The sequence below is a fragment of the Mycobacterium sp. genome, from assembly GCF_052143115.1.
In the GTDB taxonomy this organism is placed as follows: domain Bacteria; phylum Actinomycetota; class Actinomycetes; order Mycobacteriales; family Mycobacteriaceae; genus Mycobacterium.
Genome location: NZ_JBKQTQ010000140.1, coordinates 1 through 26,956, shown reverse-complemented (window position 1 = coordinate 26,956; position 26,956 = coordinate 1). Strand labels below are relative to the sequence as shown.

25 protein-coding genes and 2 pseudogenes are annotated in these 26,956 nt (G+C 63.6%); 8 read left to right on the top strand and 19 right to left on the bottom strand.

The features are described 5' to 3' along the window. Genes ACLQI9_RS15030 through ACLQI9_RS15020 form a run of 3 tightly spaced genes read right to left on the bottom strand, consistent with a single transcriptional unit; the run spans window position 1 to window position 3,679 of the window. Complete coding sequence (locus ACLQI9_RS15030) at window positions 1-1,269, bottom strand: amidohydrolase family protein (protein WP_442391840.1); 1,269 nt, start codon at window positions 1,267-1,269, stop codon at window positions 1-3. A 15-nt stretch (window positions 1,270-1,284) separates the two neighbouring features. Next, a complete protein-coding gene (locus ACLQI9_RS15025; protein WP_442383080.1) occupies window positions 1,285-2,058 on the bottom strand; it encodes a class II aldolase/adducin family protein in 774 nt (257 codons plus the stop codon). Beyond that, window positions 2,045-3,679, bottom strand: a complete 1,635-nt coding sequence (locus ACLQI9_RS15020; RefSeq protein WP_442383082.1) for a class I adenylate-forming enzyme family protein — start codon at window positions 3,677-3,679, stop codon at window positions 2,045-2,047. Before ACLQI9_RS15020 ends, ACLQI9_RS15025 begins: the two co-directional genes overlap by 14 nt. Before the next feature lie 183 nt (window positions 3,680-3,862). On the opposite strand from ACLQI9_RS15020, the gene ACLQI9_RS15015 reads away from it, so the two are divergent. Beyond that, the gene (locus tag ACLQI9_RS15015; RefSeq protein WP_442383084.1) at window positions 3,863-4,174 is read left to right on the top strand and encodes a hypothetical protein; all 312 of its coding nucleotides are present in this window, start codon (window positions 3,863-3,865) and stop codon (window positions 4,172-4,174) included. Between the two features lie 288 nt (window positions 4,175-4,462). Further along, window positions 4,463-4,996, top strand: coding sequence for a PASTA domain-containing protein (locus tag ACLQI9_RS15010; RefSeq protein ID WP_442383086.1), 534 nt, complete (start codon window positions 4,463-4,465; stop codon window positions 4,994-4,996). Window positions 4,997-5,015: 19 nt separating this feature from the next. On the opposite strand, the gene ACLQI9_RS15005 is transcribed toward ACLQI9_RS15010, so the two are convergent. Continuing rightward, window positions 5,016-5,831, bottom strand: coding sequence for a GAP family protein (locus ACLQI9_RS15005; protein ID WP_442383088.1), 816 nt, complete (start codon window positions 5,829-5,831; stop codon window positions 5,016-5,018). A gap of 151 nt (window positions 5,832-5,982) precedes the next feature. Between ACLQI9_RS15005 and ACLQI9_RS15000 the strand changes: the two genes are divergently transcribed. Then, the gene (locus ACLQI9_RS15000; RefSeq protein ID WP_442383090.1) at window positions 5,983-6,834 is read left to right on the top strand and encodes an SDR family NAD(P)-dependent oxidoreductase; all 852 of its coding nucleotides are present in this window, start codon (window positions 5,983-5,985) and stop codon (window positions 6,832-6,834) included. Window positions 6,835-6,856: 22 nt separating this feature from the next. On the opposite strand, the gene ACLQI9_RS14995 is transcribed toward ACLQI9_RS15000, so the two are convergent. Next, the gene (locus ACLQI9_RS14995) at window positions 6,857-7,834 is read right to left on the bottom strand and encodes a Gfo/Idh/MocA family protein (RefSeq protein ID WP_442391839.1); all 978 of its coding nucleotides are present in this window, start codon (window positions 7,832-7,834) and stop codon (window positions 6,857-6,859) included. A 540-nt stretch (window positions 7,835-8,374) separates the two neighbouring features. On the opposite strand from ACLQI9_RS14995, the gene ACLQI9_RS14990 reads away from it, so the two are divergent. After that, window positions 8,375-8,539 (top strand): hypothetical protein, encoded by a 165-nt coding sequence (locus ACLQI9_RS14990; RefSeq protein WP_442383094.1) that lies wholly within the window; start codon window positions 8,375-8,377, stop codon window positions 8,537-8,539. A 26-nt stretch (window positions 8,540-8,565) separates the two neighbouring features. Here the strand turns inward: ACLQI9_RS14990 and ACLQI9_RS14985 are convergent, their stop codons facing one another. The 4 genes from ACLQI9_RS14985 to ACLQI9_RS14970 form a co-directional block, all read right to left on the bottom strand. Then, entirely contained in the window at window positions 8,566-8,922 is a 357-nt protein-coding gene (locus ACLQI9_RS14985; RefSeq protein WP_442383096.1) for a DUF732 domain-containing protein, read from the bottom strand. A 72-nt stretch (window positions 8,923-8,994) separates the two neighbouring features. After that, entirely contained in the window at window positions 8,995-10,467 is a 1,473-nt protein-coding gene (locus ACLQI9_RS14980) for an MFS transporter (protein WP_442383098.1), read from the bottom strand. 344 nt (window positions 10,468-10,811) lie between these two features. After that, complete coding sequence (locus ACLQI9_RS14975; RefSeq protein ID WP_442383101.1) at window positions 10,812-12,839, bottom strand: glycoside hydrolase family 172 protein; 2,028 nt, start codon at window positions 12,837-12,839, stop codon at window positions 10,812-10,814. Window positions 12,840-13,472: 633 nt separating this feature from the next. Further along, the gene (locus tag ACLQI9_RS14970) at window positions 13,473-15,650 is read right to left on the bottom strand and encodes a glutamine synthetase III family protein (protein WP_442391838.1); all 2,178 of its coding nucleotides are present in this window, start codon (window positions 15,648-15,650) and stop codon (window positions 13,473-13,475) included. A gap of 266 nt (window positions 15,651-15,916) precedes the next feature. Between ACLQI9_RS14970 and ACLQI9_RS14965 the strand changes: the two genes are divergently transcribed. Continuing rightward, on the top strand, window positions 15,917-16,207 hold the full coding sequence (locus ACLQI9_RS14965) for a hypothetical protein (protein ID WP_442383105.1): 291 nt from the start codon (window positions 15,917-15,919) through the stop codon (window positions 16,205-16,207). A 37-nt stretch (window positions 16,208-16,244) separates the two neighbouring features. Here the strand turns inward: ACLQI9_RS14965 and ACLQI9_RS14960 are convergent, their stop codons facing one another. The 5 genes from ACLQI9_RS14960 to ACLQI9_RS14940 form a co-directional block, all read right to left on the bottom strand. Then, on the bottom strand, window positions 16,245-17,111 hold the full coding sequence (locus ACLQI9_RS14960) for a hypothetical protein (RefSeq protein WP_442383107.1): 867 nt from the start codon (window positions 17,109-17,111) through the stop codon (window positions 16,245-16,247). Window positions 17,112-17,121: 10 nt separating this feature from the next. Next, window positions 17,122-17,508, bottom strand: coding sequence for a hypothetical protein (locus ACLQI9_RS14955; protein WP_442383109.1), 387 nt, complete (start codon window positions 17,506-17,508; stop codon window positions 17,122-17,124). Window positions 17,509-17,629: 121 nt separating this feature from the next. Then, window positions 17,630-18,412 carry a 3-hydroxybutyrate dehydrogenase gene (locus ACLQI9_RS14950; protein WP_442383111.1) on the bottom strand — a complete coding sequence of 261 codons (783 nt, stop codon included), beginning with the start codon at window positions 18,410-18,412 and terminating at the stop codon, window positions 17,630-17,632. 6 nt (window positions 18,413-18,418) lie between these two features. Next, the gene (locus ACLQI9_RS14945; RefSeq protein ID WP_442383113.1) at window positions 18,419-19,801 is read right to left on the bottom strand and encodes an NAD(P)/FAD-dependent oxidoreductase; all 1,383 of its coding nucleotides are present in this window, start codon (window positions 19,799-19,801) and stop codon (window positions 18,419-18,421) included. A 78-nt stretch (window positions 19,802-19,879) separates the two neighbouring features. Next, a complete protein-coding gene (locus tag ACLQI9_RS14940) occupies window positions 19,880-20,740 on the bottom strand; it encodes an SDR family oxidoreductase (protein ID WP_442383115.1) in 861 nt (286 codons plus the stop codon). Between the two features lie 268 nt (window positions 20,741-21,008). Between ACLQI9_RS14940 and ACLQI9_RS14935 the strand changes: the two genes are divergently transcribed. Next, entirely contained in the window at window positions 21,009-21,404 is a 396-nt protein-coding gene (locus ACLQI9_RS14935; protein ID WP_442383117.1) for a hypothetical protein, read from the top strand. Between the two features lie 121 nt (window positions 21,405-21,525). On the opposite strand, the gene ACLQI9_RS14930 is transcribed toward ACLQI9_RS14935, so the two are convergent. After that, a complete protein-coding gene (locus tag ACLQI9_RS14930) occupies window positions 21,526-21,813 on the bottom strand; it encodes a HigA family addiction module antitoxin (protein ID WP_442391837.1) in 288 nt (95 codons plus the stop codon). 369 nt (window positions 21,814-22,182) lie between these two features. Here ACLQI9_RS14930 and ACLQI9_RS14925 point away from each other — a divergent pair, with 369 nt between their 5' ends. Further along, window positions 22,183-23,409 carry an IS110 family transposase gene (locus ACLQI9_RS14925; RefSeq protein WP_442391844.1) on the top strand — a complete coding sequence of 409 codons (1,227 nt, stop codon included), beginning with the start codon at window positions 22,183-22,185 and terminating at the stop codon, window positions 23,407-23,409. A 24-nt stretch (window positions 23,410-23,433) separates the two neighbouring features. Here the strand turns inward: ACLQI9_RS14925 and ACLQI9_RS14920 are convergent, their stop codons facing one another. Then, window positions 23,434-23,715 carry a type II toxin-antitoxin system RelE/ParE family toxin gene (locus ACLQI9_RS14920; protein ID WP_442382596.1) on the bottom strand — a complete coding sequence of 94 codons (282 nt, stop codon included), beginning with the start codon at window positions 23,713-23,715 and terminating at the stop codon, window positions 23,434-23,436. A gap of 174 nt (window positions 23,716-23,889) precedes the next feature. Between ACLQI9_RS14920 and ACLQI9_RS14915 the strand changes: the two genes are divergently transcribed. Further along, window positions 23,890-24,684 carry an alpha/beta hydrolase gene (locus tag ACLQI9_RS14915; RefSeq protein WP_442391836.1) on the top strand — a complete coding sequence of 265 codons (795 nt, stop codon included), beginning with the start codon at window positions 23,890-23,892 and terminating at the stop codon, window positions 24,682-24,684. Here ACLQI9_RS14915 and ACLQI9_RS14910 read toward each other — a convergent pair. The 3 genes and pseudogenes from ACLQI9_RS14910 to ACLQI9_RS14900 form a co-directional block, all read right to left on the bottom strand. Further along, window positions 24,681-24,824: a hypothetical protein gene (locus tag ACLQI9_RS14910; RefSeq protein WP_442382594.1), complete on the bottom strand. Its 144-nt coding sequence runs from the start codon at window positions 24,822-24,824 to the stop codon at window positions 24,681-24,683. The genes ACLQI9_RS14915 and ACLQI9_RS14910 overlap by 4 nt on opposite strands. Continuing rightward, window positions 24,816-24,983, bottom strand: a pseudogene (locus ACLQI9_RS14905) (type II toxin-antitoxin system PemK/MazF family toxin); the annotation flags it as partial. The pseudogene ACLQI9_RS14905 and the gene ACLQI9_RS14910, both read right to left, overlap by 9 nt. 221 nt (window positions 24,984-25,204) lie before the next feature. Further along, window positions 25,205-26,956 (bottom strand): annotated as a pseudogene (locus ACLQI9_RS14900) (cyclase); the annotation flags it as partial.

Genomic DNA, 26,956 nt, shown 5'->3' with positions numbered 1-26,956 from the left:
TCAAAAAGCCTCTGGATCCCGCTGTATCTCGGGCGGCACCGGATGGCGATACAGGCGCGAAGCGTTCTCCCAGGTGATCTTGCGGATCAGATCCTGCGGGAGATCACCGATCTGTTCGTGGATCGTGTCTTGGGTGTGCGGCCAGGTGGAGTCACAGTGCGGGTAGTCGGCTTCCAACATGATGTTGTCCACGCCAATGCGCTCGTGCTGTACGAATGACGACTTGTCTTCCACTGCGCAGAACCAGAAGTTGCGCGTGAAAACCTCTGCAGGAGTCGAACTCTCGCCTAACGAGGCCCAGGTTCCATACATCGCGTGGTAGCTGAGCATGTGGTCGAGGCGATCCAGCAACCCCGCGACCCAGCCGATTCCGCCTTCGGACAAACAGATCTTCAGATCGGGGAACCTGCTGGGCAGCCCGGAGTACAACCAGTCGACCGCAGCCGAAATGGCATAGGCGAAGAACAGCACGCCCTGTACATCAGGCGGTGCGTCTTCGGTGGTGGACGGCGACGAGCCCGATGATCCGATGTGAAGGTTCACGACGGTGTCGGTGTCGGCGCATGCAGCCATCATCGGATCCCAGTGTCCGGAGTGAATACTCGGCAATCCGAGCATCGCCGGGTTCTCGCTGAACGTGACGGCGTGAAAGCCGCGTTCGGCGTTCTCGTGGATCATCTTTGCGCCGAGCTCCGGGTCCAGCAGCCAGGGCAACTGACAGGGAATGATCCGGCCGGGATATGAGCCCGCCCAAACCTCGTGGTGCCAGTCGTTCCAAGCGCGCACCGAGGCCAACGCCAGATCGCGATCGTTGGTCACCTGCTGCAGCCGCTGGCCGGCGAACCCCGTTAGAAACGACGGAAAGTTGAGCGAGGCATAGATGCCATTCAGGTCCATGTCCTTGACCCGGTCGTGGATATCCCATGCGCCGCGGCGCATTTCATCGAATCGAACCGGCTCGAAGCCGTACTCCGACACCGGCCGTCCAACCACCGCATTGAACCCGACATTGGGCAGTTCCTGGCAGTCGTAGACCCACGTCTGTCCCCCGCTGTCGGTCTCGACGACTTTGGGTGCGCGGTCGGCGAATCTCCGCGGCAGACGTCCAGTGAACGTGTCCGGGGGTTCGACGATGTGATCGTCGACCGAGATCACGGTGTAGCGGCGTTGCGCCCTTGGCGGGTCCGGCAGAAACGTGACGGAGCGATCTTGCCCGGTCGTGGCGGTGGTGAAGTTCAGGTTGGCGGCCAGCTCGTCGATCGATTTCATTTCTCGGCAGTCCGCTCAGCTCAGCACGGCGGGATCGGCTTTGATCGTCATGCGTGCGGCGCCGGCCCAGTAAACGCCAGCGGCGCGTTCGATGAGCGACCGCTGCATGCCGGCCATGTCCGACCAGTTCATCGTCACCGGCTCTTTCCCGGTGAGCATGACGTCGTAGGCCAGCTTGCATACCCGCTCGATCGATGCCGCGCGGTAGACGGCGTCGGGCAGGTTGCGACCGGTTGCGATCACCCCGTGGTTGGCCAGAATCGTCAGGTTGGCGCCTCTAATGCGGGCCGCGAGATCGGCTGCGCGGGAAGGGCTGTCGATTTCGCCATCGTAGCTTTCGACCAGGCACAGGTCGTCCAGGAACAACGAACCGGTCTGGTGAACCAGCTCGGGCAGCCTGCCCAGTGCGGCAAGCACGCATACGTAATAGGGATGATTGTGAATGACCACCCGCGCGTCTTCGCGCACGCGATGCAGTTCGGTGTGGATGTAGATCGCTGGCGTGACATCCCAACGGCCGCGGACCACCCGCGCGTCGGTATCCACCACGCAGATATCGGATGCGGTCAGTTCTTGCCACCACAATCCCCACGGGTTAACGAACATGTCGGTATGTCCGTCCGGCTGCCAGGTGATGTGTCCGGCCATGTTTTCGGCGAAACGGATGTTGGCAAGGTGCCGAAAGGCCACGGCGAGGGCCTGCTCGTCGGATAGTTCGACTCCGATCGGTGGCACTACCGAGGGCGCCCACACCTCCAGGCCGCCTCGTCGTGCATCACGAGCATTCATGGTTGGCCTCCATCCTGGCTCGAATATCTTCTCGAAGCTGGCCTTTGGCGATCTTTGCGCCGGATGACCGGGGTAGTTCATCGACCACAATGAGGCGTTCGGGCAGAAGCTCCTTGGAAATACCGAGACCCAACAGGTATTCGACGAGTTCGGGCAGATCGATGGTCTGCGAGTCAGTGAGTTCGGCATAGAGGCAAACCTTTTCACCGAACACCGGGTCGGGCATGGCGACCGCTGCCGCCAGCGCGATCGCAGGGTGTGTCATGGCAGCATCCTCGACCTGCGCCGCGCTGATGTTCTTGCCGCCTCGCACGATGAAATCCGAGATTCGGCCGGTGACGCTCAGATAGCCTTCCGCGTCGATCTCGCAGATGTCGCCCATGCGCATCCATCCGTCACGGGTGAACAACTGGTCGTGGTCGGCCCCGTCGAGATAGCCGAGGCTGGTCGCCGGTCCTCGGCACGCGGGCTGGCCGCGGCCGGTCGCGGTGACATCCTGATCGCCGTCGAAGAGCCGGACGGACATCTCCGGCACGATTCGGCCGCCCGTGCGAAGTCTGCGTCGCCGCGAGTCGTGCAGGCTGGTCCCGCTGAGCAGGCCGGTTTCATTGGAACCGTAGAACTGCAGAATCTTTGCGCCGGTGAACTCCTCGAACTCGGCAGCCGGTCGGTACGGCACTGCCTCCCCGCCGGTGAAAACGACACGCAACGAGCTCAGGTCGTAATCGCGGCGAGCCCGGTCGGCCATCAGCATCGTCAATTGTGTACTGACGCAGCACAGTACGCTGATCCTGTGTCGCGCGATCGCCTCACACGTTGCCTGCGGCGTGAAACGCTCCAGGATCACCGCGGTGGCACCCAGGTAGATCGGGGTGCTGTGGCTGGTCCATAGTCCGAAGCCGAATGGTGTGGGAATGACGGGCAAGAAGATGTCATCCGACGTCAGTTGCCCATTGGCAACCGCCTTCTGGTGAAAGTAGTACCAACGGTTCTGGGTGTGCACGACGCACTTGGGCAGGCCCGTGGTCCCGGACGTGGAGTTGATCAAAAAGACGTCATCGGGACCGAGTTGAGATTCGACGCTGACCGCCTTGGGCTTGGCGTCGATGTTGAGACGCGCCAAGTCGGCATCGCGTACCAAGACCAGCGACTGGACCGGAAAATCGGCCGCCACGCCCGTTGCGGCCTGCGTGGCGGCGTCGCCGCGCTGCTCATCGCTGATCAGCAGCTTCGGTCGCGAACTGCGCAGTATCGCGGCGACCTCACGGGTGCCGGCGCGTGCGCCGATGCCGACGACGACGGCGCCGCACCGTTCGATGGCGACAAACAACACGTGGATGCCGGCGGAGTCGCCGTGCCACACCCCGACCAGGTCGCCCCGTTCCACGCCGATACCGGCGAGCTGCTCAGCCAGAGCGTCTGCCGAATCGTCGAATTCACGCCAAGTGAGGGCTGTGCCGTGATCGTCGGCGTATGCGCAACGGTCCGGTGCGTCTTCGGCGGTGCGACGCACCGTGTCGGTCAACGTCGAGTCGGACCACCAGCCGGCGGCGCGATACCGGGCTGAGTCCTCGTCGGTGAATGCCGGCGAGCCCGTGGTATCCAGCCCACCGGCGCTCATCACCCGATGATATGGCGCAGGACTCTACTTGCCAGCAGCATTACCGACTCGCACCCAGTTCGCGGCGTGAGGTGCAGAAACAAGTAGTGCACTACTCGTGTTCGCGGGTGCCTCCCAGCCATAAGTTGCTGTGCAGCGAAGCCGGTTGAACCGGTCAAGGACACCGCAAGGGAGACGAACGAAATGTCATCTTCGAGAACGGCATCCGCCGACACGGCAGATGCCCCATACGAGCCCATCCTTCGAGCACCCTCGGTTGCGCCCGCCGATGAGGCGGCATCGGCCGAGGTTCTGATCACCGAACAAGAGGTGCTCTTCGGCACCGCGGCCGCTTTGCCGGCCCGCCGCGAGAGCATCGCCCGCCGATTCGTCGCACTGATGCGGCGGATGTTCGCGGCTTCGGCGCGCGCATCGCGTCCACCTCGACGGGACGTCCCGAAGCGTTACGAGTTCCTCGAAAGAGCCCTCATGGGACGCGAAATGGACAGGCTGTGAACGCTATGACCTTCGTCGGCACCGCTGTGTTTCTGGTGATGACCGCGGCGGGAATCTACGACCTGCAGCCCCGGCTCGAGCGTTGGGACTATCAGCGCCATTTCGACGACTGACCGGGATTATGCTCTGTCCGTCGCTGACTGTCAGGCTATCCTGACAGCTATTAGCGTTGCAGACGCGTGGGAGCAGGCCCGACAGGCATGGCGCCGGCTTGCCGCGAACAGCGAACGCCCACGTGGCGATGACGATGGGCTGGCTTCCCTGTCCGACATCGGTGTTGTCCGCCGCATGTTGGACCAAGCGGAATTAGCGGCCGTTCGAACTGCCCGGCGCAGCGGCAAGTCCTGGGCTGAGATCGCCACTCATTTAGGCGTCACGCGGCAATCCGCCTGGGAACGATGGCGTGATCTCGATGACTCCCCCCGTGGTGGCGAGTCCGGCCGCAGTGCTGAATCGACAGTTCTGGATGACGCGGCCTCGGACCTGATCCAGATCCGCGCCCGAGAGCAGCGTCGGGCCGCGAAAACGCTAGTGCCCAACGTGGTCGGGCTCGAGTGGATCGAAGCGCGCGACCTGCTGGCCGGCAAGGGTCTTGTGGCGATCAATGCCCAACCAGACAACCCTTCCGACCCTGGAAGCCGCGGCTGGGTTGTGACCGACCAAAGCCCCGAGTCCGGCGCACGGGTCAGCGCCGGATCGGTAGTCCGACTGTGGCTGCGAGGTGACGGTGATGCGGGAGTCCGGGAACCGCGGCGTCCGCGACCCACGCCTCGATCGGCTCGCGATACGTTGCCCGAACCCCACGACCAGGCGATCGGCTAACACGAAGCTAGAGAGCCGCTCAGATAATGCCCATGCCCTGGGCCACCAGTGCGAGCCCAACGAATGTCAACATGACGACCAGAATCTGCCGGCGATAGGAGCGCGCCCAGTCGTGTAGCCGTCGCAGTAACGCTTCGGTATTGGTTGGCGCGAACAGATTGCTGAGCAGAACGATCTCGACAATCGCAAGCGTCTCGATGACGAACACGATGGCTGCGCCGATCTGCGTGCCGATCGCCGCTCCCGACGTCGGGATGGTGGCGAGTCCGAATACAACCAAAGCTGGGTTAGGCGCCGCCCACAAACCGATCGCCAACGCGATCCACAAGGATTCGCTTTCCCACGCGTCGTTGGCGCGCCCCAGCAGCCGCCGGATGGCAGCTCGGGATCCGCCCTCGGCCGCCGCACCCTGGTCATCCTTCCCGCGGCTCAGGGGCCGCTCGATCGGGTGCGGTGCATCGGAGTCCGCTACCAGGGTTGATGTGTTGGCGTCCCGTGCCGGTGCCTGCGCCCGCTGACGCGCCAGAAAGCGCACCGCCAACAGGGTGGCGACCAATACGACGAGCACGCCCGCCGCGATTTCAACATGCCGGACGGTGGAGCTGGCGGAGGTGGCCGGGTTGGCCAAGTCGTGCACAAAAGACGAGAGCATCGGTGTGAAATGCAACGCCAAAATCGGGACCAGCAGTAAGACAACGCCGGCCAGCGCGCAACCGATCCAGTAGACGAGCAGGTTTCGCGCGGGCCGCGGCCTGGAAATGAGGAGAACATTGAAGCCCAGACGCACCGGGTCGAATGCTATTGGAAGCGCCAGCAGCACCAGCGAGCTCCACATAGCCCAAAACTTACCCGGCCCCCTTGGGTATCGATCAGCTAAGGGTTGGCCGTGAAATTAGCCATCGGGCTTGCGCTTTCAACAATCGATGATAGATACCACCGAGGAATTGAGTGGACTCGCCAGGCGTGTGTTCGAAGGGGCCGAAGATATGAGGATCGACGACGCAACGGTTGCCGCCCCATTGCTAGCCGACCGGATTGCGGTGATAACCGGCGGCGCTGGCGGTATCGGCGCGGCGACCGCGCGGCTGTTCGCACACCATGGCGCCCACGTGGTCATCGCTGATGTCGACACTGAACGCGCTGAGCAGACTGCCGACGCAATCAGCAAGTCCGGCGGGTCAGCTTTCGCTTTCATCACCGATGTCCGCGACGCCGACCAGGTTGCCGACTTGGCGCGATCAGTACTCGAGCGCTACGGCCGGGTGGATGTCCTGGTAAACAACGTGGGCCACTGGCTGCGCCACCCGGGCGACTTCGTCGACACCGACCGGCAACTGTGGGACGACCTTTATCGAATCAACCTGCACCACGTCTTCCTCGTCACACACGCCTTTCTGCCGGCGATGATCGACCAACACGCCGGCGCGATCGTCAACGTCTCGTCCGTCGAAGGGTTGCGCGGCTACCCGGAGGACCCGGTCTACGCCGCCTTCAAAGCCGCCGTCATCCACTTCACCCGGAGCCTGGCGGTGCAGGTAGGCCGCGACGGCGTACGGGTGAACGCGATCGGCCCCGACGTCACCGAATCACTTCAGGTGCCCTACTCGCAGTGGCTGTCCGCCGAAGAGCACCTGCAGTGGCCGCAATGGGTTCCGGTCGGACGGATGGGGCTGCCCGAGGACCAGGCCCGGGTGATTCTGTTCTTGGCCTCCGACCTGTCGGCGTTCGTCACCGGCCACACCATCCCGACCGACGGCGGCACCGGCGCGGCGGGCGGATGGTTTCGCTCGTCACGCCGAACCGACCGGGAATGGACGAACCGCCCCATCGAGCCGTGACTGGGGCAGCGCCGCCGCAGGCTCAGCTGGGCTCGCGGAGCGGCAAGCCGGCAGTCCGATAAATCGCATCGACGACGGTCATGTTCTCGATCGCGTCTTCAGGTGTCGTCTTCACCGGTTCGCCGCGCAGCACTGCCGCGGCGAAGGCGTCGAGCTGATACGCGTAGGAGGCGCGGCGTGGAAAACGCTCCACACGTTTGCCGGTCGATGACCGGACCGAGAGCCGGTGGTAAAGCTGCGGCAGCACCGGATTGAGCGCATGCAGCTCGCCCTGGTCACCAACCACGTGGGCGCTGATTTCCAGCAGACGCGGCGACCACATCGAGCAACGGATCCGGCCGGTGTGCCCTTCGGCAAACCGCACCTCGGCCGTCATGGCCCGGTCGACTCGTGGATCGCGCAATTTCGGTTGCGCTGAAACAACTTCCGGCGTTGAACCCCCAAACGTGCGGACCATGTGGACGGCATAGCACCCAGCGTCCATGGTCGCGCCTCCGGCAAGCGAGTAGTTGTACCGGATGTCGGAGAAGTTCGGCAACGGGAAGCACAGGGCCGCCTCTACCCGCTGCAGCTTGCCCAGTTCGCCGGAGGCGATGATCTCCTCGATTCGCAAAGCCAGCGGATGGTAACGGTAGTGGAATGCCTCCATCACAACTCGATCCGACTTTGCGGCCAGCTCGGCGATCTCACGGGCTTCGGCGGCGTTGGCGGTGAACGGCTTTTCGCACAGCACGTGCTTACCGGCGGCCAGTGCTGCCCGGGTCCACCTGCCGTGCAAGCCATTCGGCAGCGGGTTGTAGACGGCGTCGAGGTCCGGGTCGGCGATAAGCGCCTCATAGCTGTCGTGCACCCGGGCGATGCCGTGTTTGACGGCAAATGCCCGCGCACGCGAAACATCGCGCGCAGCCACGGCGGCGACTACGACGTCGGCATTTGTCTTGGCTGGTTTGATGAGCGCCGTCGGCGCGATACGCGCTGCACCCAGTACGCTGATTTGCACGGGATCAGGCTAGGCCCCGTTCGAACGTCAAGCCTGGCGAATACGGAATTACGCCGAATTGAACAAACCCCATAATCCGCGTGGGCGGCAGGCCACAATCGTTCTTTCTCAGCAAGCTCACCCGAATTCTTAATGTCGCACGCAGGGAAGACGCCTACCGTCGGCCCATGGTCGCGGTCGGCGAGCTGGTCCGGTTCCCGTCGAATCGATCGGTGCTTCGGCCCCCTATTCGCTGCCCCCGTGGTCATCTGATGCGGCCGGAGCGGATGCTGGTCGGCAGCACCGCTTGCTCATGCGGACGCCACCTGACGTGGCGATGTCATTGCGGTGCCGTGACATACGGGCCCGAGTTGGGTGACACATGCCGTCCGCTTCGACCGGCCCAGTCGTCAAGTGGAGCGGGACGCCCGGGTGCGTAAACGGCATGTCAAAGTCGCGTAAAAACCCGCCGAGGTCTCTCGCCGACAAGCGATTGGACTGGGTACATTTTTTAAGTCGGATTGTCGGGCTTTTGGTCCGACCTACCTGAGGAAGAAGGTCATGCTCACCGTTGAGACGCGGCTCCTTGAAGAATTGCGCAACTGCGCTGTCGAGTTACGGCAACTTGCGTACACGCTGCACAACGGGATTGGCGAGCACGACCTGCTTCGATTGTCGGAGCGAATGCGCGCAGCCGCCGACGACGTGGGCCGCCGCAGGGCGTGACCCGCTCGGCGTGACCGCTTAGTTACCTACGCACCTGGCGGTTTCGTGGTCCAACCCTGACCGCTCAGGTATTTCGGTAGGTATTTCGGGCAGTACTCGGCGGCCGCCAGTGCCATGAATTCGTCGGCACCGTGCGCCGTCAAGCCCGGATTGCGCGACACAAGGTTGCTCTCGATTTCCGTGTCCGGCGTGCCGTTGTCGGCCAACGAGCACAGGTTCTTAGCAGCCGCGATCGCGGCGGCCGGGTCCTGATGCGTAAGGCCGGCGGCTTTGAGTTGGGCAATGAAGTCAGCGTCGCCGCCGGACGGGGGGTCGTCGGCGTATGCGGGCGCGGCCATCCCGATCATGGCGGCGACACTGGTCAGCATCAGCAAACGTTTCATGTTTTCGAGCGTTCCCAAATCATGTCCAGGGCACACCCCGCAATCGTCGCCAAGGCCACACGCGACAAATGTTCAGCCGGCGTTAACGTCGCGCTCGGCGTCGGCCACCGTCAACGGCAAGGCCAGTTCTTCCAGCGGGCGTCGCTCGGCCGCAACGCCCAGCCACAGTTCGACGAGGCCCGAAACCGCCATCACCGCAGCTCCGATCAGGAACGACCAGACCACCAGGCCGCGCTCTCCCGAATTGATCAATTGACCGAACAGCAGCGGCCCGCTGATACCGCCAATCGCTGTGCCGACGGCGTAGAAGAACGCGATCGCCAGCGCCCGGGTCTCCATTGGGAAGATCTCGCTGACCGTCAAATAGGCGGCACTGGCACCAGCGGAGGCCAAGAAGAACGTCACCGAAAGCACGATGATGAAGGCCCAGACGCCGCCAGTCTCGGTCACGAACAGCACCGCGAGGACGACGGCCACGACTGCCGAACCGACATAGGACAAGGTGATCATCGGTTTGCGGCCGACGGTGTCGAACAACGGCCCGAGTACCAGGGGCCCGACAAAATTACTCAGCGCCCACAGGATGTAGAACAGGGGCACCTTTCCGGACGCGACTCCATAGAACCCGCTCAACAGCGTGCCGAGATTGAAGGTCACGCCGTTGTAGAGGAACGCCTGCCCGATGAACAGCGCCAATCCAAGGACGGCGCGCCGCGGATAAAGCTTGAATGCCACCCGGGCGATCTCCCGAAACGAAATCGTCTCGCGTTGACGAACTTTGAGCGCGCGCCCTTGCGGCTCGGGCAGTGGCTGGCCGGTCTGCTGACGAATCTCGTCTTCTATCGAGGTGACCACCCGCTCGGCTTCCTGGTCGCGCCCGTGAATGAACAACCAGCGTGGACTCTCGGGAACGTTGCGTCGGACGAGAAGGACGAAAATGCCGAAGATGGCTCCGATGCCGAAGGCGAGCCGCCACCCGATGTTGGCCGGGAAATTCGACGTGTTCAGGACGACCAGTGCGCCGGCCGCACCCGCGGCCGAACCCAGCCAGTACGTCCCGTTGATCACTAGGTCGACGCGACCACGCACCCGCGCAGGGATCAACTCGTCAATCGCCGAGTTGATGGCGGCGTATTCGCCCCCGATCCCGGAGCCGGTGAAGAAGCGCGTGATGAAGAAATACCAAGGCGCGAACGCGAATGCCGTCGCGACGGTGGCGATCAAATACACCGCCAAGGTCAGAATGAACAGATTGCGCCGTCCGAAGCGGTCGGTCAGGTGACCGAAGAACAATGCCCCTAAGCAGGCCCCCGCGATGTAGATCGCCGCGGCCACGCCGATCTGTGCGGGGTTGAGTTCGATGCCGCTGCCCTTCTCGGTGAGTCGCGACGACACGTTGCCGACCATGGTGACCTCGAGCCCGTCGAGGATCCACACACCGCCAAGACCGACAACGACGCGCCAGTGAAACCGCGACCACGGCAGTCGGTCCAGCCGTGCCGGCACATGCGTCGTGATCGTTCCGGTCTGCACGCTTGCACTCATGCTGCTCCGTTCTGGGTCGACCGAGGGTTACCCACTGCCGCGGATCGCAAGCCTTAACGAAACCACTTCCCCGATTAGCGCGGGCCAGGCCACCAGAAGCTGATGCCAATCCTTCGGCCACATCGATGCGCTGTGTTAACCGGCGGGTGTATGGCCAGCGCCTGTCGAGGACGCATCATAGGAGGATTAATACGACAGGCCGAATCGAGGTAACGGGCGGCGCAGCCAGACGACGTGCGCGCCGGTAATCGCGACGGACGAGACATCTGGGCTGATCGGCCGGCAGGAGGAGCTTGCCAGTCTGCTGCGCCTTACCGACCCATCGCACCCCAAACACCCCTGGCTCAATCCCCCGGTAATGCAACACCCCCTTCGGTAACGGCGTCGACGTGGTAGCGGCTGGCAGTCCAGGCCACGGTGTCGGGGGTGGGTGTGAGCGTGACCGTGACGAGGTTTTTGCCTGCGGTGAGACGGTCGGGCACGAGGAAGGTGTCGTCCAGCCAACGATGCGAGTTGTTGCTGCGTGGCTCTAGCCAGGTCCCGGCCGGTATGCCGTCGATGGCAACGTCAGCCGATTGAAAGCCGGCCGCTTGGTCCGACGTGCGGCGCAATAGGATGCCGTGGTTGTCCGGGCTGACGAGCACTTGGAAGGTGATCGCGGCGTTGGTGGCGTGCACCAACCCCGCGATGCGGCGGGTGTCGTCGGTGCCCTCGTATTCGCTGACCAGCAGCTGATCACTGGCGGCCCCGTCGCTGTAGCCGTGCAGGAGTCGGCCGACGGGAGCGGTGGGGCTGAGTTCGTCGCTGGGTGTGCTGGTGTCGTTCGGTTGTGTGTAGAGGAATGCGGTTGAGCTGTAGTCGGGTTGGACCATGTTGCGTTTGCCGTGCTCGATGCCGAATCGGATTGCGGAGTGGTAGTCGATGGCGTCGGCGAGCATGAGTCGATAGACGGCGACGCAGTAGTCTGCACATCCGCCGGTGGCGGTGCGTTGATCGGGCTGGCCGGTTAGCGGGTCGCTATAGGTCGTGCCGTTGTGGAAGTACCAGCCGCCCTCGTAGAAGTCCTCGGTGCCGGTGCCGTACCACTGCGGCGACGCGGAACCGTCTGTGTAGACCCGTTCGGCCCCTTCGAGAAAGTACGGGGAGTCGTCACCAAAGGACGTTTTGATCCGAGACCCTCGGATGGTGTGGCTGACGCCGACGAATTTGCCGTGGCCTTGTTCGTCGGCGAACACCCAGTCCTGACCGAGCGCCGTTGGTCCGGCGTGCGAGCGTGCGGTGAAGTACCCCGCGCGGCCGCTAGCTAGCGCGGACGCCCACTGGGGGTCGGGCGTGGTCACCACATCGCTGTCGATCCCGAATACTGGATTGCCGGTGATGTTGACGAGGGTGATGCGGGCGGTGCGGGCGAAAGGCATTGGCCACCATGCCGACAGCGACAACGACCCATCCGGTTGCGGGGCGCTGGCGAACATCAGCGATTGCACATTGTCGGTGCCCAGCCCGGCGCCAAAGAACTCCCCCAGCGGCGAGTCGACCAAGATTCGGCCGTCGAACTCGATCTGCAGCCGCAACCCGGCCAGGAGTTGATCCGCGGGCCGCGGCAGCTGCAGGCGTAGACCCGAGATGCTGCCCGAGCCAGTCGATTCCGCGATGGTCACGCCAATGTTGGCGGGAAGGTCGACGACGCGGTGGTGATGTGTTGCTGTCCGTGCCGACGGTTTGGGGTCGACGGTCCCGGCGGCGCGGAGGGTGGCGAGCACGTCGAGTGCAGGGTCGGAGGGTGAGAAGGTGGTCACGCCATCGGCAGTCGAAAACTGGCGATAGTCGACGTGGTAATACTGCAAATTCGATGCGACGCTGATCCGCATCGACTGCCGATACGGCATGGGTACTTTGATGTAATCGCCCCCCGGCGACTGCTCAGCGTTGGCCACCAGCGGCCACACGAATGGCGCGCCCAGGCCGCCATCGACCAACGATTGCAACGGCGTGTCGATCACCCTGTGTCCATCAAGCTCGATACGGATCGTTCCCATCGCGGTCAGCTTGCCGCCATCGCGGGTGAACCAGATCGAATCAATCTCGCCGGCACCGCGCGCCTCCGCGACGACACAGCCCGCAGCACCCGACGCCAGGCAGCCGCCGCTGCCGTTTTTATTACCGGTGGAGATGTCGAAATCGCCGCCGCTTCGATCGAAGCTGGACAACTCCAGACTCTGAGTGTCGGCGCGCAGATACGGCAACCGATCCAATCGGCGATAGGTGTCCCAACCCACCGTCCTTTCGCCGAGCCCCGCGCCGACCGGTCCAGCCGGCGCTGCGGTCGCGGGGGCAACACCGGCAACGCCCAGCAGCAGAAATGTCAACATCGCAGACAGCGCCGGAACAAACACCCGGATGGCGACAAAGGACGGCCTCGAAACTAGACCGTGTGTACCGCAGTCCATCACCGCCACTCCTTACGGTTCAGCCACCGAGACGAGAATTATGTCGCTTGTCGCGGTGATCCGTGGCAATCCCCGGAAACCGTGAACACTTTTGTCCCGCTTTGATCTGGGTAATCACGGTTCAGTGCAGCGAGGTGAGCGGCTCGATCCGACACGCCGATTGGGCAACTGCTGCAAGGGTTGCGAGGCTGTCAGAATTGCTCAGGGCGCGAAAACCCCGCCAGTAGGAACAGCTTCGACGTGTTCGCCCGGACGACAACTACTCGTAACCAGTCGGAGGAAAACCTTATATGCGGTACTCGAGCATTAGTACCGGTTGGAGGGCCTACATGAAAGTCGTTCTTTCGCGTAGCGTTCTCACAACAATGGCTATGTGGATCCATCGGGTGATGTTAGCGACGATGCAGGCTGAGCTGGTGCCATGGCAAAACATACAGGGGTACAACGGAACTCGTTCCGAAGTCGGGCGAGTCCTATAAAAACCATAACGTGACGCTGCTGGTGATGGGCGTCAACGCGTTCGCCAGCAGCTAACCGCAAACCGGCGTTCGCGCGTCAGAGGACGTAGAGCATCTCCTGGTACGTCGGCAGCGGCCACAGGTCGTCGGCGACGATGGCTTCCAGCTTGTCGGCAGCGGTGCGCACCGCCTCCATCGCCGGCAGCAGCGCCTTCTGGGCGTGGGAGGCCTCGTCGAGCGCCGACTCCGCCGAGTGATCGGACAGCGCCTCCTTCAGGGTTGCCAGCGCCGCCTCGAGATCCGCTGTAGGGGCCGAAACCGCTTCCAGCGCAGTCAGGCTCGGTTCCACACCGGCGGCCTTCAACGCCGCGACGTTTTGCGCAAGCTCGGTCTGGTAGCGGATCGCGGCGGGCAGAACGACCGTCGAGCCGATCTCCAAGGTCAGTTTCGCCTCGACCGCGACGGTCAGCGCGTACTGTTCCAGGCGCACCTCGTAACGGCTATGCAGCTCGCGCTCGCTGAACACCCCGTACTTCTCGAAGACTTCGACCGCTTCCGGCTTGATCAGCTCCGGAACGGCGTCCAACGTGGTCTTGAGGTTCAGCAAGCCTCGCTCGGCCGCCTCGATCTGCCACTTCTCCGAATAATTGTTGCCGTTGTACACTACGTCACCGTGTTCGGTGATGACCTCGGTGAGCAGCTTCTGCACTGCCACATCGAAGTCCTCGCCGTCGTCGACAGCCTTCTCCAGCACCGTTGCCAGGTAGTCCAACGAGTCCGCCATGATCGTGTTGAGCACGATCAACGGCACGGCAACCGTCTGCCCAGAGCCCGGCGCCCGGAATTCAAACCGGTTGCCGGTGAACGCGAACGGGCTGGTGCGGTTGCGGTCACCCGGATCGGTCGGCAGCGTGGGCAGCGTGTCGACACCAATGATCATGGTGCCCTTACCCTTTGACGACGTGGCTGCGCCTTTGGCGATCTGCTCGAACACGTCGGCGAGCTGTTCCCCGAGGAAGATCGAGATGATCGCCGGCGGTGCCTCGTTGGCGCCCAGGCGGTGGTCGTTGGTAGCGGACGCCACCGAAACACGAAGCAGCCCGGAGAACTTGTGCACGGCGCGGATCACCGCGGCGCAGAACACCAGGAACTGAGCGTTCTCGTGCGGGGTATCGCCCGGAACCAGCAGCGAGCCCAGCTCCGAATTACCCAAGGAGAAGTTGACGTGCTTGCCGGAGCCGTTGACGCCGGCGAAGGGCTTCTCGTGGAACAGGCATTCCATGCCGTGCTTTTTGGCCAGCGTCTTGAAGATCGTCATCGTCAGCTGCTGGTGGTCGGAGGCGATGTTGGCCCGTTCGAACATCGGCGCCAGCTCGAACTGGCCGGGGGCCACCTCATTGTGCCGGGTCTTGGCGGGAATACCGAGTTTGAACAGCTCGCGCTCGGTATCCATCATGAAGCCGAGGACACGCTCCGGCACACTACCGAAGTAGTGGTCGTCGAACTCCTGGCCTTTCGGCGGCTTGGCGCCGAACAATGTTCGACCGGCATTGATCAGGTCCGGTCGCGCCAGGAAGAAGTGCCGATCGACCAGGAAATACTCCTGCTCCGGGCCGCAGAACGACACGACGTGATTGAGATCCTTGTGACCGAACAGCTTCAGGACGCGCTCGGCATGCTTGCCCATGGCCTGCTGGCTGCGCAGTAGCGGCGTCTTGTAGTCCAGTGCCTCACCGGTCATCGAGACGAATACCGTGGGGATGCACAGCGTCTTGCCGTTCGGGTTGTCCAGGATGTAGGCCGGGCTGGTGACATCCCAACCGGTGTAGCCACGCGCCTCGAAAGTGCTCCGCAGACCGCCGGACGGGAAGCTGGAGGCATCGGGCTCACCCTGGATCAGGGTCTTGCCGGCGAACTCGGCGAGGGTCTGCCCGTCGGAGACGGGCTCCAGGAAACTGTCGTGCTTTTCCGCGGTCAGGCCGGTCATCGGGTAGAAGACGTGGGCGTAGTGAGTGGCGCCCTTCTCCAGCGCCCAGTCCTTCATGGCCGCCGCGACCGCGTCGGCGACGGCAGGGTCGAGCTTGGCACCTTTGTCGATCGTCGCCACCACGGACTTGTACGCCGACTTGGGCATCCGTGCCTGCATATCGGACTTGGTGAAGACGTTGGAGCCGAAGACCTCGCCCGGCGCCTCGCCGGGGTCGAAGCTGATGGCAGGAGGCACATACGCCTCGACGTTGTTCATTGCCTGAAGGCGTGCTGTGTTGCCGCTCAATAGAGTCCCTATCACTACAGATGCATCGCATCCGACCGTCGAATGATCGGGACTTTATGGTTCATCGATGGCAATTTTGTTACGTGGTCGTCAACGTCTGATGGCGCGCCCCCGGTCTTGGCGGTGAGCACGCGGAGGCGACGAGACCACGCGGCGGAATAGCCGACCAAGGGACAACCCAGCCAAAGCGAGATGTGACAACCTGTAAACCGCCAGTTGAGTTTCGTTCATCTTGCTGAGGACTCCGCCGCGTAAGGTCCCGCGGCATGACTAATCCTTCGCCCGCGCCTGCTGGATGGCTCGCATCAGACGGCAAATGGCATCCGCAGCGGTGGGAGAGCACCTTCATCTACCACACGAACGAATCGCTGCAAACTGTGATAGACGAAATCAGCCGTCAGACGAAGGCCTTGGGAGAAGAGGGCTGGGAGGTGATGAGCTCCTCGGCGGAGCGAACTCAGATCTCCCACCACTTCAGGGACTACGACAAAGGCGGGGAGCTACTTTTTGAATGGACCATCGTCTGCGCGCTGAAGCGCCCTCTTCCGCCCGGATAGTGCCGCCAGGGCATCCATCGGGCACCTGCTGCTCGACCTAATCGACGATCTCGAAGATCGCCGCGGCGGATGTCACGGCCTTGTTGCCATTGCCCTCGTCATGGAGCAACATGCGTACGCCGACCTTGCCGGATCCGCCCGTATGCGCGGTGCCGTCGACCCGGAACGGCCCGACCTTGCCTCGCGACATGAACATCACATGCCAGCTCACCACCTGAAGCTTCCTGGTGCCGACCGTGTCGGCGGCCAGGTCGATCGCGGCGGTTTCGAGCACGACGTGCTGCGGCCCGATATGCAGCGCCGCGTCGGGTGAGGCGAGCTCAGCGCTCAGCGCGGGCAGCACCCAATGCCCGTCACGGCGTTTGGATGCGCCGAACGCTTTCCACAGGGGTGGCAGCTCGGGTGAGTCCTCGATCACTAGTTCGGTGCCCGAAACATCCATCCTGTCAAGGCCTTCCGGTGGAACACCGATGATCGCGCCCTGCCCCTCGTTGAAGGCGATGACCCGGTCCGGGTTGTCGGCGTCGACGATCTTGCAGCGGCCGTAGCCCATCATCCGGCCCTGATGCACGTTGCCGGACTCGACGACTTCGACCTTCTTCACGTCGTAGCCGGGATCGACGATCTGGACCGAGGCGATTACCGGGTTGGGTACCGCGACCAGGTCAGCCTGACAGCCCTCGGGCGAGGCTATGGCCAACGGCGCCACCATGATTCCGCCCGCCTCGTTGCGCATATCGCGGCGGATAGTGACGGTATCGTCGGTCTTGCCAACGTTCATCGACGAATGGTTGCGACCGATATACCGGTAGCTGAGCAGCCCCGTCCAGCGTCGGAAAAGCTCGTCGCGGTACGCGTCCGCGTCGCCGCTGAAGTCTCTAATATCCCGCAACGGCTCGGTCATCGTGTCTCCCTTAGATTGAAGTCCATATTCCGTTGTTCCAGAATCCCCAACCATTGGCAGTCTGGTTCCACATCAGCTGGGCCCCAGGCGCCCACGGCGGTGGAGGTGGCTGCGGCGGCGCCCACGGCGGCGGGACTCCCCAGGGCCCCCAGCTCGTCGGACCAATTTGGCCTGCCGGACCTTGCCAGTCATGGCAGTGATTCCAGTCCCAGTCGTAAGCCTTGCCCCAGCCCGGGTCCCATTGATCACCCGGGCACCAGTGATAGTCGGGCGCAGGAGCCGGCGCCGCCTGGGCGATGCCGCCGGCCAATCCGAAAGCGAACACCGCCAGTCCACCACCCGCCAGCACGCTTGTGCACAGCCGAAGCCACGGTCTCGCTCGCATCGCTGTACCCATACGTCCATAGTTTCCCTTGAGGGTCGGATTCCGAAGACGTTTAGCGATTCCAATTCGCCTCAGTCTGCGCAAGGTAAACCTCACCCATCCCCCGACGCCTGCTTGCGAAGGCGAAGTCGCCTCATTGAGCGGTCCAGCCGCCGTCGATCGAGTAACAGGCACCGGTGATGGTGGCGGCCGCATCGCCGGCCAGGAACACCGCGAGTGCGCCGATGTCCTCCGGGCGGGTGTAGCGGGCCATCGGCTGCTTTCCGGCCACGAATTCCTGCTTGGCCTCTTCAACGGACTGTCCCGTTGCATTGGCGTGCGCTTCGATTTGCTGCGCTATCAGAGGCGTCATCACCCAACCGGGGCAGATCGCGTTGCACGTGATGCCATGGTCCGCGGTTTCGATTGCCACCACCTTGGTCAGGCCAACAACGCCGTGTTTGGCGGCGACGTATGCCGCCTTCTCGGCGCTTGCAACGAGGCCGTGCGCAGAGGCGATGTTGATTATTCGGCCCCAGCCTCGGCGTTTCATCCCGGGCAGTGCACATCTACACGTGTGGAAAGCGGCCGACAAATTCGTGGCGATCACCGCGTCCCACTTCTCGACCGGGAAATCCTCCAACTTCGCCACGAACTGGATGCCCGCATTGTTAACAAGGACATCGACGACGCCGAAGGTCTTTTCGGCGTTACTGATCATCGCGGCGATCTCGACCGGCTGGGTCACATCGGCGTCCGAATAAGCCACCGTTACCCCGAACATCTCCTCGATGTCGCGACGCTGTTGCTCAACAACGTCCGGGTCACCAAAACCGTTGAGGGTCACGTTTGCGCCCTCGGCGGCGAAGGCGCGAGCGACGGCAAGACCAATACCGGAGGTGGAACCCGTTACGACGACGGACTTTCCGCGGATCATCAGAAGCTAACCTGCGGCTTGTCGCTCGGCCGCTTCCGCGCGTTCGGCTGCCGCCAGCGCCCCTTCTTCCGCATGTGCCTGCATCATGTTCGTCACCACCCTGGCGTAGACCATCTGGCTGGTGATGGCCATCTGACCGCGACTGCGCCCCAAAAACGAGATCCCCCAGGCGAACAGAGCCGCGATGCGGTTCTTGTGCCCGACAAGGTAATACAGGTGCAGCAGCAGCCACGCCAGCCAGGCGATGAAGCCGCCGAACTCCAACTTGCCGACCTGCGCTACAGCGTTGAATCGGGATATCGTCGCCATGCTGCCTTTGTCGAAGTACTTGAACGGCTTATGGTTGGTCGGGTCGTCGTGACCCTTGAGTGCCTGCTTGATTGCCTTGGTGGCGTAGCTCGCGCCCTGGATCGCACCCTGCGCCATACCGGGCACGCCGGGCACCGACATCAGGTCACCGATGACAAAAACGCTCGGATGCCCCTTGACGGTCAGGTCGGGCTCCACAACCACCCGTCCGGCGCGGTCGACTTCGGTTCCGTCGGACTGCTCGGCGATCATCTTGCCCAGGGCGCTGGCCTGCACGCCTGCCGCCCACACCTTGCATGCGCATGCGATGCGCCGTTCGTCACCGGCTTTGTCCTTGATAGTGATGCCCTGATAGTTGACGGCGGTGACCATGGCGTTGAGCTGGATCTTGACGTCCATCTTCTCCAGCCGGCGCTGGGCGATGAGACCCAGCTTCTCACCCATCGGGGGCAGCACCGCGGGCGCGGCGTCAAGCAGGATCACCCGGCAGTCGCTGGGCTTGATGGTGCGATAGGCCCCGGCCAGGGTGCGCTCGGCGAGTTCCACGATCGGTCCAGCCACCTCGACGCCGGTCGGTCCGGCGCCGACCACTACGAAGGTCAGGCGGCGTTCCCGCTCGGCCTGGTCGGTGGTGACCTCGGCCGCCTCGAACGCGCCAAGGATGCGGCCGCGTAGCTCAAGGGCATCGTCGATGGTCTTCATCCCTGGCGCGAAGGTGGCGAACTGGTCGTTGCCGAAGTAGGACTGCTGGGCGCCAGCAGCGACGATGAGGCTGTCGTATGGCGTCACGGTCTGCATGTCGATCAGCTTCGAGGTGACCGTCTTCGCCTGCAGGTCGATCCCGTTGACCTCTCCCAGCAACACCCGGACGTTCTTTTGCTTGCGCAGGATCAGCCTAGTGGTCGGGGCAATCTCACCTTCGGACAAGATCCCGGTGACCACCTGATACAGCAGTGGCTGGAAAAGGTGGGTCGTTGTTTTCGAGATATGGGTGATATCGACATCGGCCCGTTTGAGTGCCTTGGCAGCGGTCAGGCCGCCGAATCCGCTTCCGATGATGACGACGCGATGGCGCGACATACTTATCCATTCTGGTTCTTGTGGCTCTGTGGTTCTTCGGTTTTCACGGTCTCCGCGGCACGATTACTTCCGTGATTTTCAAGCGGCAGATCTAGTTCGAGACGGGGGTCTCCGGTTCCATGTCGAATGACGCCTGCAGGTTGTCCGGCCGCTTACCAAGGTCATCCTTCGTCTTCCGGTTCCAGGGAGCCTCGATGAGCCGTTTCGCTCCTCGAGCATTGATTTGGGCTCCAGATTGCGATAGGAGTCGACCTCGCCCGCGGCGACCGCTGTCATCGTGGCGTACACCGGCTCGGGGTCGAATTGTGCTCTGGGGAAAGCGAGTTTCGAGTAGTCGAAGAGTCGATCCGACCCATCGTCCTCCCAGCTCTGCCAGGTCTGGAACATCCGGTCATTGAAACCGGTCAGGAACGGGCCCGGGTTCACGGTCGCCACCTCGATGTTGAATTCCTGCAGCTCGTTGGCCATGGTCTCGGCGATAGCTTCGACAGCGTGCTTGGAAGCGGCGTAGATCCCGGTGAAAGGATTGACGTTCAGTCCCTCCCGGGATGACACCCACACGATGCGACCCTCACCCCGCTTGACCATCTGCTTGGCGATCTGTTGGGTCAATAGCAGTGGGCCGATGACGTTCACCTCGAACTGTCGCCGGATATTGGCTGCTGGAATGTCGAGGGTCGAGCCACCCTCGCCCACGCCGGCGTTGTTCACTAGGATTTCGACGTCCCACGTCAGCGCTTTCTTGCGGTCTCCGGGGTCAGTGACGTCCAGCTTCTCGACTTGGAGGCTGACCCCCCGCTCAGTCGCCTGGCGCTTCAAGGTTTGGACCTGGGCCCAAATCTCAACTGCGGCAATCACGTCGAATCCTTTCTCGGCGAGACGCATTGCCACTTCGTGTCCGAATCCGGTACCCGATCCGGTGACGAGAACCTTCTTCACCGCGTTGTCCTTTCCCGCAGTTTCTTATTAGAGCGGCCTGCATCAACGCTACGATCCAGTCGGCTAGCGCACAATCGATAAGCCTGGGTAGTTCGACCATCGCCCGGACGAAGTCGCTGAACGCGTAGAGCGGGTCAGCGACCGGCTTCCCTTGTGTCAGCGCCTGACACACGCTGGCGGCTAGGAACTATCGACGCTCAGATTCCAGTGCTCCAGCCATGGGCCGATCAGTTCGGCAACGGTGCCACCGTCTTCGTCTGCTGCGCGGATGGTGATGCCGACCGGGGTGCAGCCAGACGGCGCCGCCGCGGCGGCGATGGCACGCGGCCTCGTCGACTGCGTGCTCGTCGGCGCCGATCGGATCGCGGCCAACGGCGACGTCGCCAACAAGATCGGCACCTACGGCCTGGCCATCGCGGCACATCATCACAACGTGCCGCTCGTCGTGGTCGCGCCTTCGTCCACGGTCGACAGGTCGCTCGCCACCGGCGCCGAGATCGTAATCGAGGAACGCGCGCCCGAACTCAGAACGTTCAGCGGCACCATGATCACGCCCCCGGACGCGGACGTTTTCAACCCGGCCTTCGACGTGACCCCGGCCGAGCTGATCACCGCCGTCGTCACCGAGCACGGCCGCTACCCGCCGCGCGGCGGCCAGCACTAAGGCATCCCGCCGTCCGCCCGCGGGATCGAGCCCGTCGGTCCGAATTAGAGTGACATCTGGTCGCTCACGTGACAGTCATCCCAGCCCTGAGACGCCTAGAACGACGCCGGATGACTCGTCGTCAGGCGATGCGGTCGATACGTGCCAATTCGACGGCCAGCTGCTCGCGGACGACTTCGGCGTCGTAGTGGGCCTGCATATTGATCCAGAACATGTCACTCAGTCCAAGCGCGCGGGAGAGCCGCAGTGCAGTGTCAGCGCTTACGCCGCGCTTGCCGTGCACGATCTCGTTGATACGGCGGGGCGAGACGTCGATCGTTTTGGCGATCCGGTACTGCGAGATGCCCAGCGGGTCAAGGAATTCGGTCTTGAGGATCTCGCCAGGGTGGGTGGGCGCAAAGTCCGCCATCGTGTATCTCCTAATCAGTTCGTAGGGATGCGTTGGCGGTCATAAGACCGGGGATCTGTTCCCGGGGGGTCTGTCGCCGGGTGATGCCTGGTTTCTCCCGTCGTTCGACGACTTGCGAAAGAGCGGCGCGCCTGGCGGCAGATCAGGTGCTGCGGTGATGAGATGCCCGTTGCCCGAGCACGGCGCAGGCTTGACTTCCCGATGGTTGTTCCCGAGCCTTGAGCTCTTCGACAGAACGAGGTCCTGCGGTGTGTTGGAGTCACGGACGGCTAGTGAGATGACGGACCGTCGAGTCCTGTGATTAGGGCGCCGCACGACTTCACCGGGAACAACAAAATCACCGACCGAAGGAGTGCGGATATCTTGGGCTTGTATTGCGGAATCGATTGGGCCAGCGACCATCACGACGTTGCCGTGGTCGATGGCAACGGGCGTGTGCTGGCACGGGGACGGGTCGGCAACGACGCGGCGGGCTTTGGGCGATTGTTGACGCTGTTGGCCGAGGTCGGCGACAGCGCGAGGGATCCGATCCCGGTGGGGATTGAAACCGATCGCGGGCTGTGGGTGGCCGCGCTGCGCGAGACCGGCCGGGTGATCTATCCGATCAACCCGCTGGCGGCCTCGCGGTATCGGGCACGGTATGCGGTGTCGGGTGCCAAATCTGACGCCACCGACGCGGTGCTGTTGGCCAACATCATCCGCACTGACCCTGATGCGCACCGACCCCTGCCCGCTGATACCGAGCTGGCCCAGGCCATCCGGGTGCTCGCGCGCGCCCAACAAGACGCGGTGTGGGCACGCCAGCAGATCGGCAACCAGATCCGCGACCTGCTCAAAGACTTCTACCCAGCGGCCCTGGCCGCGTTCGCCAAGCTGCCCAGCGGGGGACTGGCCCGCGCCGATGCCCGCGCCATCCTGGCCGCCGCGCCCACCCCCGCCCAAGCGGCGACGCTGACCCCGGCGCGGCTGCGCCGGCTGCTGGTCAAAGCCGGGCGTCGCCGTGACCTTGATCGCGACGTCTCCCGGCTGCGCGCGGTATTCACCGACACCTACCTGCACCAACCGCCGGTGGTGGAAAACGCCATGGGCATCCAGCTGACCGCTCTGCTGCGCCAGTTCGAAGCCGCCTGTGCGGCCGTCGACGACCTGGCCCAGGCGGCGACCGCCCATTTTGAGCAACACCCGTGCGCCAAGATCATCACCAGCTTCCCCGGCCTGGGGAATCTGGCCGGCGCCCGGGTGCTCGCCGAGATCGGCGACGACCGTACTCGTTTCGCCGACGCGCGCGGGTTGAAAGCCTTCGCCGGCTCCGCGCCGATCACCCGCGCCAGCGGCAAGAAAACCGTTGTGACACACCGGCATATCAAAAATCGTCGCCTCGCCGCCGTGGGCTCCATCTGGGCGCTGACCGCCCTGCGCGCCTCGCCCGGCGCCCGACGACACTTCGATGCCCGCCGCGCCGCCGGAGACTGGAACCGCCAAGCCCAACGACACCTGTTCAACAAATTCCTCGGCCAACTTCACCACTGCCTGCAAACCGGCCAGCTCTACGACGAACACCGGGCGTTTCCACCTCCTCTCCCGCTCGCGGCTTGACTTTTAACTACGTGAGATGTCTTTCTACTGGTAGTCGACGAGTTCGACGTTGCCGGCGCCCCTCGCACTCCAGGTGAAGCAGATGCGCCGCTGGTCGTTGATGCGGATGCTGTATTGGCCGGCGCGGCTGCCGGTCAGCTTCTCCAGTCGGTTTCCCGGGGGCACCCGTAGGTCGTTGATGCTCTCGGCGGCGTTGACAAGAACGAGCTTGTTGTATGCGAGCCTGCTGAGTTCCGGACTGAGTTTCTTGACGTAACGGCGCTGCCAGATCGCCTCGGTGTCCTTGTCCCGGAACGAGCGGATCACTCATCCAATAATAACGGCAGTCGCTATTAACGCAAAGCGTTATCAGCTAGCGATGTCCGGAAGATTGCGCAGGAAAGTAACGTTGTGCCGCCAAGGGCGCCCGGGCACTCGCCTACAAAACAACTTGACGCGTATGGGGCACTGTCTGGCGCCTTGGCTGTCATCCTTAGTTTCGTGGCCGAAGCCAAACACGTCGTCTTGATTCACGGCTCCTGGAGCCGTGGGGAGCAGTTGGCTCTGGCCCGCGCCGCATTCGAAGAGCGGGGCTACACGGCGCACACCCCGATGCTGCGCCATCACGAACTTCCCTCGCACGAGGGTGCGATGAAAGTCGCCTCACTGAGCCTTCGGGACTACACCGACGACTTGGTGGCGTTTGTGAATTCGCTGGATTCCCCACCGCTTCTGGTGGGTCACTCGATGGGCGGGCTGGTGGCGCAGTTGGTCGCCGCGCGCACACGCCAAGCTGGCTTGGTGGCAGCATGCCCCGGCCCGGCGGCGGGCATCCTCGGTGGGACCCGCACAAGCTTGCGCATGTCCCTGCCGCACTTGTTACGGCCACGTTCCTGGAACAAGCCGTGGCGCCCCCCGACGTTCGAGCAATTTCGACGCTGGATCGCTAACACGCAGACCGAGGACATCGCCCGGGAGATGTATGACGGTTTGGTCTGCGAATCCGGGCGCTATCTCTGGGAACTGCTCCTTGCGGTGCCAAGGCTTTCGAAGGCCACCGTTGTCGATTTCGCGGCGGTCACTGTCCCCGTGCTGGTGATCGGGGCCGAGTGTGACCGCATCGTGCCAGCCGGAGTTGTGCGCCGAACCGCAGCCCGGTACCACCGCGGCACCTCCGTTGAGATTCCCCGCTCTGACCACATGGTGTTTTCAGGGGCGGCTCTACCGGTCACTATGAGCGTCATCGACGATTGGATGGCTAGAAATCACGTCCTCGCCGCTGACGCAGCGAACTAGGCCGGTTCGTCGGCCACGACGGCTAGCTTGGGCTTGGTTGCCAGCGCCGACAACGCGGCGGCAATCTCAGCGTCACGACCGTTGACCATGTGCTGATAGCGCAAGCTAGCGCCGACCGTGGAGTGTCCAAGAAGTCGCAACAGCGGAGCTTCGATCGGACTTGTGCTGAACGGGACAACGGTAACCGAGGCGGTTGCGTCGAACCGGTCGTCTTGGATGATGACGACTGGCCGAGGTTTGCCGCTGTGGGCACCTCGGGCCGCGCCGGTGTAGAGGCCGTGCTGGTCGCGCTCGGCGATGCCTCGGCGTTATCGCGGTCCCCGGCACCGGTCGAAAAGCCCCCGTTGGGGCCGGCTCCGCCTAGTAATCGGGCGAAAACGACTGCGGCGGAGGTGAAATCGTATGGCTGACGACGATATCAATTTGGCTGCGTTGTGGCTCGCGCCGCCCAGAGCCTAAAACTGGACCTTGGCCCGCTCGCCAGGGTGCCTGTACCGATAGGGCTAGATGAACCGCGCCGTCACGGCATCGCCTCGGCCAACGCGATGTGCCCCTCGAAGCCAAGCGTTTTCGCCATGTCACGATAGCGATCCCGGAACTGCGCATAGGTCGCGGCATCGCCGCGAGCCCGCGCCAGAAGAGCCCGCAGCCGCAGCAGCGGAACCTCGAACAGGACGAATCCCGGGTCAGTCGGCACTGCTGCCAGCCGGTCGATCGCGGCCTGCGCCTCCTTGAGGTCGGCGCTCGTGCCGCGCTGCAGCAGTGATTCCACCAAGACCCTGGTGGCCTCGCCAAGGGAGAGCGCATCGCCCGCGTCGAACGTGTAGTCGACGACCGCGCGTGCCAACTGGATGGCGCCGTCGATATCGCCGGTTCTGGCTTTCTCCTTCGCGATCTCGGTGTCGACAGTCCGCACTACGTTTTTCGCGTACCCATGCCGCAAGTGAGCTTCGCGATACTGGGCGAGCAGCGCGAAACCGGCCGCGCGTTGCGAACCGCCCTGATTGATGAGGACAAGGCCGCGACTCACCCGGGCGGCATCCACCGCGAAGTCATCGCCGGAATGCTCGGCCATCTCCATCGCTTCGGCGGTGTCCCGGTCAGCCGCCGTGTCGGGGAGCAACGCCCCGGCATGGGCGGCGAAGCGGTACTTATACAGCACGGGGGCGATTAATGATGTCGGGTCGATGCTGCGGGTCATCGCGATCGCCTGGTCGAGGTCTTCCCTCCAGCCTGGAACACCGAGGCAATATCGACAGCTGCCACGCATGAGGATCGCCATCGCCAACGGTGACCCGATGGGGCCCAGACTGCCCTTGGTGGGATCGCCTTCGGCCAGGTCGATGACGCGCTGCGCCAAGCGCAGACCTTCGGCTGCCTGGCCTGCCTGGCACATGGATTGGGCCACGAGCAACATCAACGTCAACGCCGGATCGGCGATCGACTCGAGCAGCTGGGTGCAGTCCGACGCAAGCCGCGCCGCTTCCCGGTAACGGTTATGGAATACCAGCGTCGTCATCAGGCCGGCCATGCCGATCGCCAGCGACACTGTGTCGCCGGCGGCGCTGCAGAGGTCACGCAGTTCGTCGAAGCCGGTGTCGGCGATGGTGCCGGCGACCCGGACGGTGTTCAAGCACAGCAGAGTCCGCGGGGCGATGCGCATCGACGCCCGGCCCGGGTCATCGGTGGGCAACCGGTCGGCGACCGTTCGGGCCCGTTCCCAGCTGTTGCGCGCGGCCCTGATATCGCGGGATTGCGCCCATGCCCCGGCGCGCATATGCCAGCCGAAAGCGGCGCGCAGGTCACCGGCGGCCTCGAAATGCTCGGCGATCAGCGCCGCGTTCTCATCCAGCGAATCCGGGTGGCGTTGTGCGATCGCGGTTGCCAGACGTCGATGCAGTTCGACGCGGTCGGACTTCAGCTGTGTTTCGTAGGCCACGGTCCGGATCAGCGGGTGGTGGAAGGCGTACTCGGCGTGCGGGGTGAACCGCACCTGGTCGACGAGTTCGGCAGCGATCAACTCGCCCATCTCGGCCTCACCATCGAGCAACGCCAACTGCTCTGGACCAAACCGCAACCCGATCGCCGCGGCGGCATTCAGAGTCTGCTTGGCGGCGTGGGCGAGCCGGTCGATACGGGCGGCGATGGTGGCCTGCAGGGTCGCCGGCACGGCGGCATCGGCATGATCGACCTGGCAGACATAATTACCACGGGCTCCGCTCAGCACACCCCGCTCGGCCAGATCGCGCACCATCTCCTCGACGAAAAACGG

Coding starts and splice junctions, on each gene's coding strand:
- ACLQI9_RS14960 (WP_442383107.1), bottom strand. CDS start 17,111: ATGACCGAGCCGTTGCGGGATATTAGAGACTTCAGCGGCGACGCGGAC.
- ACLQI9_RS15020 (WP_442383082.1), bottom strand. CDS start 3,679: ATGAGCGCCGGTGGGCTGGATACCACGGGCTCGCCGGCATTCACCGAC.
- ACLQI9_RS15000 (WP_442383090.1), top strand. CDS start 5,983: ATGAGGATCGACGACGCAACGGTTGCCGCCCCATTGCTAGCCGACCGG.
- ACLQI9_RS15030 (WP_442391840.1), bottom strand. CDS start 1,269: ATGAAATCGATCGACGAGCTGGCCGCCAACCTGAACTTCACCACCGCC.
- ACLQI9_RS15010 (WP_442383086.1), top strand. CDS start 4,463: ATGTTGGACCAAGCGGAATTAGCGGCCGTTCGAACTGCCCGGCGCAGC.
- ACLQI9_RS14980 (WP_442383098.1), bottom strand. CDS start 10,467: ATGAGTGCAAGCGTGCAGACCGGAACGATCACGACGCATGTGCCGGCA.
- ACLQI9_RS14935 (WP_442383117.1), top strand. CDS start 21,009: ATGGTGATGCCGACCGGGGTGCAGCCAGACGGCGCCGCCGCGGCGGCG.
- ACLQI9_RS14930 (WP_442391837.1), bottom strand. CDS start 21,813: ATGGCGGACTTTGCGCCCACCCACCCTGGCGAGATCCTCAAGACCGAA.
- ACLQI9_RS14975 (WP_442383101.1), bottom strand. CDS start 12,839: ATGTTGACATTTCTGCTGCTGGGCGTTGCCGGTGTTGCCCCCGCGACC.
- ACLQI9_RS14985 (WP_442383096.1), bottom strand. CDS start 8,922: ATGAAACGTTTGCTGATGCTGACCAGTGTCGCCGCCATGATCGGGATG.
- ACLQI9_RS15015 (WP_442383084.1), top strand. CDS start 3,863: ATGTCATCTTCGAGAACGGCATCCGCCGACACGGCAGATGCCCCATAC.
- ACLQI9_RS15005 (WP_442383088.1), bottom strand. CDS start 5,831: ATGTGGAGCTCGCTGGTGCTGCTGGCGCTTCCAATAGCATTCGACCCG.
- ACLQI9_RS14945 (WP_442383113.1), bottom strand. CDS start 19,801: ATGTCGCGCCATCGCGTCGTCATCATCGGAAGCGGATTCGGCGGCCTG.
- ACLQI9_RS14955 (WP_442383109.1), bottom strand. CDS start 17,508: ATGGGTACAGCGATGCGAGCGAGACCGTGGCTTCGGCTGTGCACAAGC.
- ACLQI9_RS14990 (WP_442383094.1), top strand. CDS start 8,375: ATGCTCACCGTTGAGACGCGGCTCCTTGAAGAATTGCGCAACTGCGCT.
- ACLQI9_RS15025 (WP_442383080.1), bottom strand. CDS start 2,058: ATGAATGCTCGTGATGCACGACGAGGCGGCCTGGAGGTGTGGGCGCCC.
- ACLQI9_RS14950 (WP_442383111.1), bottom strand. CDS start 18,412: ATGATCCGCGGAAAGTCCGTCGTCGTAACGGGTTCCACCTCCGGTATT.
- ACLQI9_RS14965 (WP_442383105.1), top strand. CDS start 15,917: ATGACTAATCCTTCGCCCGCGCCTGCTGGATGGCTCGCATCAGACGGC.